An 11,554-nucleotide genomic window follows, 5' to 3' on the forward strand; every position below is an offset into this window, starting at 1 on the left:
CTACCTCAACGCTATCCACATACTCATATTATCATAGTACCTATCATTGTCCTTAATAAAGTTAGGTATAATACTTAATTCTTTAAACCCTTGTTTTCGGTATAATGCTATTCCTGCTATATTCTCTGTATAGACATCTAATGTAAGTATCTCAAGTGTATTATTTCTTTTAGCCCATTCTACAGCACTACTTAATAATGCTGTTCCTAATCCTGTATTTCTCCATTCTAGTAATATTCCCATTCCTAATACAGCTGTATGTTGTAGTGTCTTTCTATGCTGCCCTGTTAGATCTAAATTCCCTATTAATTGTCCATTGTGTTCTGCCACTAACATTATAGAATTATCAGTACTATTGAGTTTCTCAATCCAAGCTTCTATTTCAGTTATAGTCTTATTAAAATCACTACTGTTAATAGGAATATACTCTGAGGTGTCTAAGTATTGTTTGATAAGATCTAATAATGCACTAGCATCATTTGAGCTTGCAAGGCGAATAGTTACTTGTTTATTGTTCTTTAAAGAAGTCGTTATAGGGGTAAATAGCATACTTAAGTCAGTTAGAATATAGATAACAATATAGCAATAAGTAGAATAAGACACAACGTTAAGATATTCTAATAATAGAACAGATATACTTTCCTTTTTTGTACTTTTCCTTTCGAAAAGAGAGTATATCTAATGGTTTTTCTACTCTTTTAAAAATAAATGATTTACAGTTTGTACACCTCATATAGGGTATGTGGAAGAGTCTAGTTATATATAATAAAAAAACGAATACCTTATAAGGTATCCGTTTTTACTCTAATAAGTCAGACTTATTGATGACGAAGTAGGTAAGTGGTCTACTTGGCATTTTTATTTTTTATCCGAAAACACCGTTGATATAATTCTTAGTCATTTCGTGTTTAGGATTCTCAAAGATATCTTGTGTCAAACCGCTTTCTTTTACTTCACCTAGATACATAAAGTAAGTTTGATCAGCGATACGCTGTGCTTGTTGCATATTATGTGTTACAATAGCGATTGTATATTTCTCTTTTAAATGAAGAATAAGTTCTTCTATTTTAATTGTACTTACAGGGTCAAGTGCAGAACACGGTTCATCCATTAAGATTACTTCTGGACGAAGCGCTACAGCTCTTGCTATACACAGACGTTGTTGTTGTCCTCCTGATAAGCGATGAGCTGGCATCTTTAAATCATCTTTTACTTCATCCCATAAGAAGGCTTCCGTTAATGCTTTTTCGATTACACTTTTATCATGAGGTAGATTATTAATCTTTAGACCATAAGCAATATTGTCATAGATGCTTTTCGGAAAGGGATTCGCTTTTTGGAATACCATCCCGATGCGCTTTCTAATCTCTGTTACAGGTATAGTCTTAGAATAGATATCCATATCTTCTAACTTGATAGTTCCATTTATTTTAGCATATGGAACTAAGTCGTGCATACGGTTAAAGCTTCTTAGTAAAGTACTCTTACCACAACCAGAAGGTCCGATAAGGGCAGTTATTTTATTTTCTTCGAATTCTACACTTACATTTTTTAAAACTTGTTTGCTTCCAAAGCTAATATTTAAGTTCTCAGCAGATAATTTAGTTTTCATTTTTTCTGAATTTATAACGGATATAAAATGCGCTTAAGTTTAATAGGAACACTACGATAATCAACACTAATGCTGTTCCATAAGCAATAGGTCTTACTTCTTCTATTGACTGATGTTGCGTCGATAGCATATATAAGTGATAAGGCAGAGCCATAAACTCCTGGTTTAGGTATCCATTCGTATCACTGATATAAAACGCAGCTCCTGTGAATAAGATGGGAGCTGTCTCTCCTGCTGCTCTTGATAGGGTTAATACTACACCTGTTAGAATACCTGGTACTGCAGAAGGAATCACTACATCTTTAATAGTCTCAAATTTAGTAGCTCCGACTGCTAGTGCTGCTTCTCTTGTACTATTTGGTATTTGCATTAATGCCTCTTCTGTAGTTGTGATAATATATGGAAGTGATAATAGTCCTAATGTTAATCCAGCAGCTAGTAAAGAAGTTCCTAGAGATAATGTTTGAACAAATAAGGCTAATCCGAATAGTCCATAGATAATAGAAGGAACACCTGATAAATTACGTATAGCTGCTCTAATCGTTCTAGTCAGCCAGTTGTTTTCTGCATATTCATTTAAGTAGATCGCACAGAATACACCGAATGGAATACTGAATAAAGCCGTGATAAGGGTAATAAGCACTGTACCTATAATCGGTGTAAGAATACCTCCTTTAGTCATTCCTTCTTTAGGAATAGTAGAGATAAACTCCCAAGACAAACTTCCTATTCCCTTTGTCACAATCTCTAGGATGATTACAACAAGGAAAAAGCACACGATAAGAGTAGTTCCTACTAATGTTCCCCATTCTACGATAGAGGATAGTTTTAGTTTATTATGCTGCATGGTATTTTCTTAATCTATTTATAAAATATTCTCCTACTAGGTTTGCGATAAGTGTCATGAAGAACAAGACTGTCGCTAGAGCGTATAACCCATAGTAGTGTGTAGTTTGATAAGGAACTTCTCCCATTTCGATAGCGATAGTCGCCGTCATTGTTTTTACAGAATCAAAGAATCCAGTAGGTATTAACGCCGCATTACCTGTTGCCATTAGTACAGTCATGGTCTCTCCGATGGCTCTACCTACTCCTAACATGACTGCCGAGATAATACCTGGAGCTGCTGCGGGAAGGATTACTTTGCGAAGAGTCTGCCATTTAGTAGCGCCTACACCATAGCTTGCTTCTTTATATGTTTTTGGTACTGCATGTATAGCATCTTCTGCAATCGTAATAATAGTAGGTAGTGCCATTATCGCTAGTAAGATAGCTCCATTTAGGGCATTAAGGCCATTAGGCAAACCTGCCATATCAGCTAAGCCAGGGCTTACCACTACGATTCCTAAGAAACCAATAACTACTGAAGGAACTGCAGCTAACATTTCTATAGCTGGTTTTAAAATATTCTTTAGTCGTGTACCAGCGTATTCAGATATAAATGCAGCTGTACCAATTCCTAGAGGAATAGCGATAAGCATCGCTCCTAAGGTTACTATGGTAGTACTTAGTATAAGAGGTAGCATTCCATATACAGGGTTCTTTGCTGTAGGATTCCATTCCATCCCTGTGATAAAATCAAGGGGCTTTACATCCATAAAGAAGGAAATAGAATTGTATATTAACATGGCTAATATTCCTCCTAATAAACAAAGCACTAAAAGACCAGTCGCTTTAAAGATGTATTTAAAAGTAACATCTAATCCTATTCTAACGTTATATTTCATATTATGGTCGTTCTATTATATAATAACCGTGTTCTTTGATCAGTTGTTTTCCGATCTCACCGTTTTCAAAGTCAATGAATGGTTTTACCTTTTCCCACGAATCTTCTAAGATGAACTGATACAGTGGTCTCTGGAAGAAGTATAGACTGTTATTGATTGCATTGGAGTCTATAGGAGAATAAGCTTGTGAAGTAGGAGTTTCTTTAATACTCAATATCTTTACAGTAGGATTAGTAGCTGTCTCGTGAGAGATATAACCTGCACCTACATAGCCTATCCCAGATTTGTCCGTTTTTATACCTTCTAAGATTTGAGCATTTCCTGTCATTTCTTTAGCTGCATTAGAAAACTCTATCTTTAGCTTCTTCTTAATAAAGGAGTGTGTACCTGAGCTACTCTGACGTCCATAGATATTAATAGGTAAGTCTACAGAAGTAAGTTCTTTCCAATTGGTGATTTCTCCTTTCATTATTTTAGCTAAAGTTTCAAGATCTATTTCTTCTATAGGTAGATCCTTATGTACTACAAAGGCAGTAGCATCTTCAGCAAATATGACAGTACGAAGCTTTATATTCTTGTTTTCGAACTGTGCAATCTCTTTGTCTGATAAAGGGCGAGAAGAATTAGCGATGTCAGCTTGACCATTTAGTAAAGAGGTAATACCAATACCTGAACCACCACCAGAAATAGCAATACTAAAGTCAGAATCTATTAGAGTGTATTTCTCTGCTAGGTTTACTGCTAAATTTACCTCTGTGTCAGAACCTTTCATCTTGATAGAATGATCCTTGTCTCCACAGGAAAGTAATAATAAAGAAGAAAAAATAACTAGACTTTTTCTCATAGATAAATAGTGTTTTTTCATTGAGACAAAGTACCTCTGTGATTGTGACCTATAGGTTACTGGTATGTTATCAAAGGGTTAAGGAGGGTTATTTATTAATAATATAACAGATGTGACAAAAAATCAGTTATCTCTTATTAATGATAGGGGTAAATATTGAAAGTTAATAATTTTTTAGGGACTTTCTCATTTTGCGCAATGAAATTGCAGTATTGATTAAACTTTTTAATGTTACTATAAGGTTAATATTTAAGGAAGGTTAAACATAGGTAAATAGAATCCCACTTTATTCCTTTACAAATCCTACACTATTACTTAAGAAAGCATCTTCAATAAAATAGAAGTAAAGTTCTAATTCTCTTTCATGACATAAGGTTTATCTATTTACTTAAAATGAGAACCATCTTTAACACAATAATTTACTTTATAAATACACTGATTTAATTAGTGAAAATACAACTATTTGTTAAAGTATAATGCTCTATTTGAATGTTATGTTTTTAAAGAGTTTAAAAGAAATAATCCTAAGGTGATATTTGATTTATTTAAGTTTATAGGCATTTTACTATTGTTATCTTATTGTTTTAAATAGATTAAGGGATTGTTGTTTTGTAGTAATTACTTAATGTTTATTTAATTCTTTACAATGCAAGCTAAAGAATGATTGGCAGTACGTTTAGAACATAAAAACTAAACATTTGTAATTATGAAGAAATTTAAGGTCTGTTGCTACATAGCATTCCTATTTTATTCAGGTTTTCTTGTCGCTCAAGAAAGTAAACCACCAGTAAGTTCTCCTCTTATTTCTATTGTCATAGAACAGGATGAGACTTTAGGAAAAGTAGTAACAGAATTAGCGAGCAAAGTTGCTGCTAAGGTGAACATTGAGGATTCTACTTTAAAAGAGACTCCTTTAATCGCCTATGAAGGCAAGGCTGCTAGACTTCAGGATATACTAGAAGTAATCGCTATGCAGACGGGGTATACAGTGAATTATGCCAATGGGGTAATTACAGTAAAGAATGACCAATTCAACACACATTTAGAAGACATCACTCTTGTGGCTATTGGTTATGGAGACAAAAAGAAGCAGAATATTACTACCTCTGTAACAGAAGTAGATACTAGAGCTTTAAAAAACAGGCCTCTTTCTAACGCTGTGTCTGCTTTACAAGGAACTACACCAGGTTTAAACATTACCAATTCAAGTGGTAAAGAAGATGCTGAAGCGAATATTAATATTAGGGGATTTAACTCTGTTAATGGAGGTGGACCGTTAGTATTAATTGATGGAGTAGAAGGAAGCCTTTCTAATATCAATCCAGATGATATCGAAAGCATAAGTGTATTAAAGGATGCTGGTGCCGCTGCAGTATATGGTGCTAGAGGTGCCTTTGGGGTAGTGCTTGTTAAAACAAAGAACCCAGGTGTAGGAGAAATAAAGGTAAGTGTTAACTCTACGATGAATATACTTTCTCAAACGCAAAATACGGACTTTGTAACTGATCCTTATTTAGCGGCTAAGATTGTTGACCAAGCTTTTATTACAGGTAGTGGGCGAAGTTATACAGGGTATAACGAATACGATTATGAACAATTAAAAGCAGTCTCAGAGAATCCTGCATTAGCTCGTGTTGAAATCCAAAATAGAAATGGTCGTGATCAATATGTACATTATGGTAGTACAGATTGGTGGAATTACTTCTGGAAGGATACGCGATATTCTTATATCAATGATATCAGTATTTCTGGAGGAAGCGAAAAGGTCAAAGGTTATTTTTCGTATAGAAACTATTCTGCGGATGGATTATTGAAAGTACAGGATGATAAGTATAAGAAAAATAACTTACGAGCTAAATTTGATATTAAAATTAATGATTGGATTAGTTTTAGTACGAACAATCAGTATTTTAAATCTTCTGATTTAGTACATGGAGGAACACAATATGGATGGAGAGATCCATGGACAAGTGAAATGTTGGTACACGCTTTGCCTTCTTATGTTCCAGTGAATCCTGATGGAGGAGCGCTATGGCGTACTGAGTTGAATAATTACACTATCGGAGATGGATATTTTGCGTCTTTACTACATGGTAAGTCAAATAGAACTGCTGTAAGAGATGAATTTTCTACGATTAATGCATTTCATTTTAAACCACTCAAAAACTTAGACGTTCACGCTAGTTATGCTTACAAGAAGAATACTAGAGATATTAACGAACGTTCTACTTTAATTCCATATTCTATTCTTCCAAATCAGATCCAATACTTTGGAGAGAATAAATTGAATGTAAATGAGACCATAGAGGATTACAATGCTCTAAATATTTATGGACAATATCGTTTAGACTTTGGAGATCATAATTTTGATTTCATGGCAGGATATAACCAAGAATATTTTAAAAATGATAATAGAATCATGAGTATTCAGAACCTAATTTCTGATGATTTAGATAATCTAGGTTTAGGATCTTCTAATCCTACTGTAGTTGGTAGTGCTTATGAATGGGCTTTAAGAGGGTATTTTTATCGATTCTCTTATGATTATGCAGGGAAGTATCTTTTAGAGCTTAATGGTCGATATGATGCGACGTCTAAATTCCCTAGTGAACAGAGATGGCAATTCTTTCCCTCTGTTTCTTTGGGATGGAATGTTGCGAATGAACCTTTCTTTAAACGCACATTCGGTTTTTGGAACCAATTTAAGATACGTGCTTCTTATGGAGAGTTAGGTAACCAAGCTATAGGTGCTTATGCTTATATTCCAACATTGAATAAAGCTATTGATAAGGGGTATGCATTAGATGGAGCATTGTTAGAGTATATGCAAGCACCTTCTTTAAACCCGAGAGACATTACTTGGGAGACAGTAGCTACTTCAGATATCGGTTTTGATCTAGGTTTTTTCCAAAATAAACTGAATGTTAGTTTTGATTATTTTCAAAAGGACATAGATGGGATGTTAACCAAAGGTAGAACACTACCAGGTGTATTAGGAACAGAATCTCCACGCGAAAATGCCGCTGATCTAAGAACTAAAGGATTTGAAGTCTCTTTGGGATATAATGATTCGTTTAAATTAGCAGGTAGTGATTTTAATTATTCTGTATCAGCAGGTTTATCTGATTCTAAGACCAAGATTACGCGCTTTGATAACCCTACAGGGTTACTGACAGATTATTATGTAGGTATGGAATTAGGAGAGATTTGGGGATATTCAGTAGAAGGATTGTTCTCTAGTCCAGAGCAAATCGCTAATCATGCAGATCAATCTCGTGTATCTGCTCATATCATAGCTAATGGAGGACTACAACCTGGAGATGTTATGTTTAAGGATTTAAATGGAGATGGTATAGTAAGTGAAGGAGCAAATACTTTAGAAAATCATGGAGATATGCGTAAGATCGGAAATACAGCTCCTAGGTATCAGTATAATTTCCGTTTAGCATTTGATTGGAAAGGAATTGATTTTTCTGCATTCTTCCAAGGAGTAGGAAAACAAGATTGGTATCCTGATACGGATAGTAGAATGTTCTGGGGACCTTATAACAGACCTTATAATTCATTTATTCGTCAAGATTTAGCGAATGATATTTGGACTCCAGAGAATACAGATGCCTATTTTCCACGTCTAGTAGGATATACATCATTAGGAAGTAATAGACAGTTAGGTGTACAGAATGATCGTTACTTACAAGATATTTCTTATTTACGTCTAAAGAATATTACATTAGGATATTCTCTTCCACAGGATCTAGTAAAGAGAGTAAAGATGGATAAAGTAAGAATTTATGTGAGTGGAGAGAACCTGTTTACATTTACTAATTTAACGGATTATATCGATCCTGAAGCAGCTAGTAATTCTTTTGACTTTAATAGTCCAAACTCTGCTCGTAAGCGCACTAATGCACAAAGTTTTCCATTCTCCAAAATTATCTCTTTTGGGGTACAACTTAATTTCTAAACAATTAATATGAAAAGATATAAAATACTTGCCATACTCTTGGCAGCAGGATTTTTGGGTTCTTGTAGTGAAGATTTCTTAGAGAGAGATCCGATATCGTCTGTGACAAGTGAGAACTTCTTTAAAAAAGAAAGTGACTTAATTCTTTTTACTAATTCTTTTTACAGAATGTTTCCAACTACCTCTATATATAATGGTGATTATAGAACCGATAATATTATTCAAAATATTTTATCTGATGAAATGAGAGGAGGGAGAGTCGTACCTCCATCTGGAGGCGGATGGTCATGGAATAATTTGAGAGATATTAACTATTTCCTAGTCAATTTTGAAAAGGTAGGAGACGAGGCTCTTATTAAACATTATGGAGGAGTAGCGAGATTCTTTAGAGCTTATTTTTACTTCGAAAAAGTGACGCGTTTTGGAGATGTGCCATGGTATGATTATTTATTAACGGCAGAGGATGAGGCCGCTTTACAAAAGCCACGTGATCCACGTAAGCTAGTGGTAGATAATATGTTGAAAGATTTAGATTACGCAATCGAGAATATGCGTTCTACTAAAGATGTATATAGAGTATCTAAATGGACTGCTCTTGCCTTAAAAGCGCGTATAGGCTTATATGAAGGAACCTATATGAAGTATAGAGGCTTACCTGGATATGAGACTTATTTAGAACAAGCTTATCAAGCAGCAGAAGTATTAATAAAAGAATCTGGTTATAAAGTTTTCTCTACAGGAAATCCAGATAAAGATTATCAGAATTTATTTGCTTCTCATAAGGCTATTGGTGATGAGATTATTCTTGCTAGAGAGTTTTCTACAGAACTGAATGTTCGTCATAATGTGAATTACTATACAGTAGCAGCTTCGTATGGTAGACCATCTATGCCAAAAGATTTGATTAATAGTTACTTAATGAAAGATGGTAGCCGTTTTACAGATCGTTCAGATTATAATAAGATGTTATTCCAAGAAGAAGTAAAAGATAGAGACTTGAGATTGAGTCAGACTATACGTACTCCTGGTTATACCAGAATTGGAAGCACTATTCAGCTAACACCTGATTTTTCTGCAGCTACTACAGGTTATCAGTTAATTAAATATGTCGCAGAAGCACAGTACGATACGAATAATGCATCTATTGTTGATTTGCCACTATTTAGATTTGCCGAGGTTTTATTAGTATATGCGGAAGCAAAAGCAGAATTAGGAATTATTGATCAGAGTGATTTAGATCTATCTATAAATATGCTTAGAAAGCGTGTCGGAATGCCTGATATGGTAATGGCAGAAGCAAATGCAAAACCGGATGCTTATTTAGCTAAACAATATGTAAATGTAAACGGAGCTAATAAAGGATTACTATTAGAATTAAGACGAGAGAGACGCATAGAGTTATTTATGGAAGATCATAGATGGGATGATATTGTACGTTGGAAAGAAGGACAAAAGTTAGTTCAGAATATTGAAGGAATGTATTTTAATGGCCCAGGTAAATATGATTTGGACAACAATGGTAAGACAGATATTTATCTATACGAAGGATCTAGACCAACAGAAAATGTACAAGGAGTCTATTATGCTAAACTAGGATCTGATATTCATTTAAATCAAAATAATAGTATAGATCCATTTCCTAATAATAAGAATAGAACATGGAATGAGAATAAAGACTATTTATACCCTCTACCTATACAAGAACTTCAGTTAAATACGAATTTAAAACAAAATCCAGGATGGTAAGATCTATATTACTAAGCGTCCTATTTATAGGGACTAGTATTTTTGCTCAAGAGAAAGAGCCTCAGACTTTAAAGGCAATGACTTTTAACATTAGGATGGATACTCCTAATGATGGTATAAATCAATGGAGCAATCGAAAAGAATGGGTTGCAGAAGTTGTCTTTTTTAATGATGTGGATATTGTTGGTATGCAAGAAGTACTTCATAACCAGTTAGTCGATTTAGAAAATTTACTTCCACAATATGACTATGTAGGAGAAGGAAGAGAAGGGGAAACGAAAGGAGAGTACAGTCCTATCTTTTACCTAAAGGATAGGTTTAAAGTTTTAGAAAATGGAACATTTTGGTTATCAGAAACACCTTATGAAAAGGGAGTTAAGTCTTGGGATTCTTCTTTACCTCGTATAGCTACATGGGCTCGTTTTGAAGATAAAAAGTCAGGAAAAACATTTATCCATCTAAACACCCATTTTGATCATAGGGGTAAAGAGGCTCGTCAACGAAGTGTTGAAGTTATTAATCAGGAATTAGCTAAAATCACTAAAGGAGAAACAGTGGTATTCACAGGTGATTTTAATTTACCTCCAACAGACTTACCTTATCAGAAGATAATAGAATCAAAGTTTGTCGATACTAGAGATGCAGCAATGTATCGTTCAGAATTAGGTTATACGCACAATGCTTGGAAAATAGAAGCTCCTAAATCAAGTAGAATTGATTATATTTTCTTGAGAGGGTTTGACTTAGCTCCTATTAAGTATAGAGAGCTAGATATTCAGCGAGGACCTTTATTTGCTTCTGACCATTATCCAGTCTTCACAGAGTTTAGATGGGTAGAATCAACTACCAAAGCATCAAAAAAAAAAGCGAAGTAAGAGTTCTTAATTACAATGTACATCATTTTGCAGCAGCTTATGATAGCTATCATAAGATAGATCTTAATTCATTAGCTGCTGTAATCTTAAGAGACGAAGTAGATATCGTTACTTTACAAGAAGTAGATGTACATACTATGCGCTCAGGTCAATATTTAAATCAAGTAAAAGTTTTAGCAGAAAAAACAGAAATGTTTTATGCTTTTGGTAAGACAATAGATTATGAAGGGGGCGATTACGGCATTGCTATCCTGTCTAAATTTCCTATTGTAGAACAACATTTCTATAAGTTACCTTTTGTAGATAACAAGGAAGAACAACGAGGTTTATTAGTATGTAAAATAGATTTAGGTGAAGCACAAATGATAAATATAGGAACAACTCATCTGTCTAGCTCTAATGAACAAAGTCGTCTATTACAAACGAAACGCATAGCAGAATTACAAAGAGAGTCTGCTTTTGATTTTCTGACAGGGGATCTTAATGCAGAAATAAATTCTAAATCAGTAGAACAACTTAAAACGACTTTTGATTTAGATAGCCGATTTATGAATCAGATGACTATTCCAGCTTATAAAAGCGATAAGAAAATAGATTTTATGATTAGATCAATTAATAGTACAATAAAAATCATTCGTCAAGATACTTATCAGATGAATGCATTATCAGATCATAACTTAATGATTAGTGATATTACTTTATAAAGAACTTTAGTATAATCACAAACAAAAACACTCCTTATAAGCATAAGGAGTGTTTTTTTATTAAATTAAGGTTGCTTAAATA

The 11,554-nt window shown here is 34.0% G+C and carries 9 protein-coding genes; 4 read left to right on the plus strand and 5 right to left on the minus strand.

Annotated elements, in window-relative coordinates; genetic code table 11:
* The 5 genes from AABL87_RS11335 to AABL87_RS11355 form a co-directional block, all read right to left on the minus strand.
* Positions 1–549, minus strand: a complete 549-nt coding sequence (locus AABL87_RS11335; protein ID WP_341277363.1) for a GNAT family N-acetyltransferase — start codon at positions 547–549, stop codon at positions 1–3.
* A 316-nt stretch (positions 550–865) separates the two neighbouring features.
* On the minus strand, positions 866–1,612 hold the full coding sequence (pstB, locus tag AABL87_RS11340) for a phosphate ABC transporter ATP-binding protein PstB (RefSeq protein ID WP_006260157.1): 747 nt from the start codon (positions 1,610–1,612) through the stop codon (positions 866–868).
* Positions 1,602–2,459: a phosphate ABC transporter permease PstA gene (gene pstA, locus AABL87_RS11345; RefSeq protein ID WP_006265368.1), complete on the minus strand. Its 858-nt coding sequence runs from the start codon at positions 2,457–2,459 to the stop codon at positions 1,602–1,604. The genes pstB and pstA overlap by 11 nt, the downstream gene beginning before the upstream one ends.
* Positions 2,449–3,339, minus strand: coding sequence for a phosphate ABC transporter permease subunit PstC (gene pstC / locus AABL87_RS11350; RefSeq protein ID WP_006260159.1), 891 nt, complete (start codon positions 3,337–3,339; stop codon positions 2,449–2,451). Before pstC ends, pstA begins: the two co-directional genes overlap by 11 nt.
* Before the next feature lies 1 nt (position 3,340).
* A complete protein-coding gene (locus tag AABL87_RS11355; RefSeq protein WP_006260160.1) occupies positions 3,341–4,183 on the minus strand; it encodes a substrate-binding domain-containing protein in 843 nt (280 codons plus the stop codon).
* A gap of 706 nt (positions 4,184–4,889) precedes the next feature.
* Here AABL87_RS11355 and AABL87_RS11360 point away from each other — a divergent pair.
* From AABL87_RS11360 to AABL87_RS11375, 4 genes are read left to right on the plus strand one after another with little or no spacing between them, the layout of a single operon-like run.
* On the plus strand, positions 4,890–8,147 hold the full coding sequence (locus AABL87_RS11360) for a SusC/RagA family TonB-linked outer membrane protein (RefSeq protein WP_006260161.1): 3,258 nt from the start codon (positions 4,890–4,892) through the stop codon (positions 8,145–8,147).
* Between the two features lie 9 nt (positions 8,148–8,156).
* Positions 8,157–9,893, plus strand: a complete 1,737-nt coding sequence (locus AABL87_RS11365) for a RagB/SusD family nutrient uptake outer membrane protein (RefSeq protein WP_006260162.1) — start codon at positions 8,157–8,159, stop codon at positions 9,891–9,893.
* Positions 9,887–10,768 (plus strand): endonuclease/exonuclease/phosphatase family protein, encoded by an 882-nt coding sequence (locus AABL87_RS11370; RefSeq protein ID WP_341277364.1) that lies wholly within the window; start codon positions 9,887–9,889, stop codon positions 10,766–10,768. Before AABL87_RS11365 ends, AABL87_RS11370 begins: the two co-directional genes overlap by 7 nt.
* Positions 10,723–11,472, plus strand: a complete 750-nt coding sequence (locus tag AABL87_RS11375; protein WP_341277365.1) for an endonuclease/exonuclease/phosphatase family protein — start codon at positions 10,723–10,725, stop codon at positions 11,470–11,472. Before AABL87_RS11370 ends, AABL87_RS11375 begins: the two co-directional genes overlap by 46 nt.
* Positions 11,473–11,554 lie beyond the last annotated feature (82 nt).

The sequence above is a fragment of the Myroides sp. C4067 genome (assembly GCF_038039665.1).
GTDB classification, from domain to species: Bacteria; Bacteroidota; Bacteroidia; order Flavobacteriales; family Flavobacteriaceae; genus Flavobacterium; species Flavobacterium odoratimimum.

Bases quoted from the DNA above. Each gene is read 5' to 3' on its own strand.
- AABL87_RS11355 (WP_006260160.1), bottom strand. From the start codon at position 4,183: ATGAGAAAAAGTCTAGTTATTTTTTCTTCTTTATTATTACTTTCCTGT.
- pstC (WP_006260159.1), bottom strand. From the start codon at position 3,339: ATGAAATATAACGTTAGAATAGGATTAGATGTTACTTTTAAATACATC.
- AABL87_RS11335 (WP_341277363.1), bottom strand. From the start codon at position 549: ATGCTATTTACCCCTATAACGACTTCTTTAAAGAACAATAAACAAGTA.
- AABL87_RS11375 (WP_341277365.1), top strand. From the start codon at position 10,723: ATGGGTAGAATCAACTACCAAAGCATCAAAAAAAAAAGCGAAGTAAGA.
- pstB (WP_006260157.1), bottom strand. From the start codon at position 1,612: ATGAAAACTAAATTATCTGCTGAGAACTTAAATATTAGCTTTGGAAGC.
- AABL87_RS11365 (WP_006260162.1), top strand. From the start codon at position 8,157: ATGAAAAGATATAAAATACTTGCCATACTCTTGGCAGCAGGATTTTTG.
- AABL87_RS11360 (WP_006260161.1), top strand. From the start codon at position 4,890: ATGAAGAAATTTAAGGTCTGTTGCTACATAGCATTCCTATTTTATTCA.
- pstA (WP_006265368.1), bottom strand. From the start codon at position 2,459: ATGCAGCATAATAAACTAAAACTATCCTCTATCGTAGAATGGGGAACA.
- AABL87_RS11370 (WP_341277364.1), top strand. From the start codon at position 9,887: ATGGTAAGATCTATATTACTAAGCGTCCTATTTATAGGGACTAGTATT.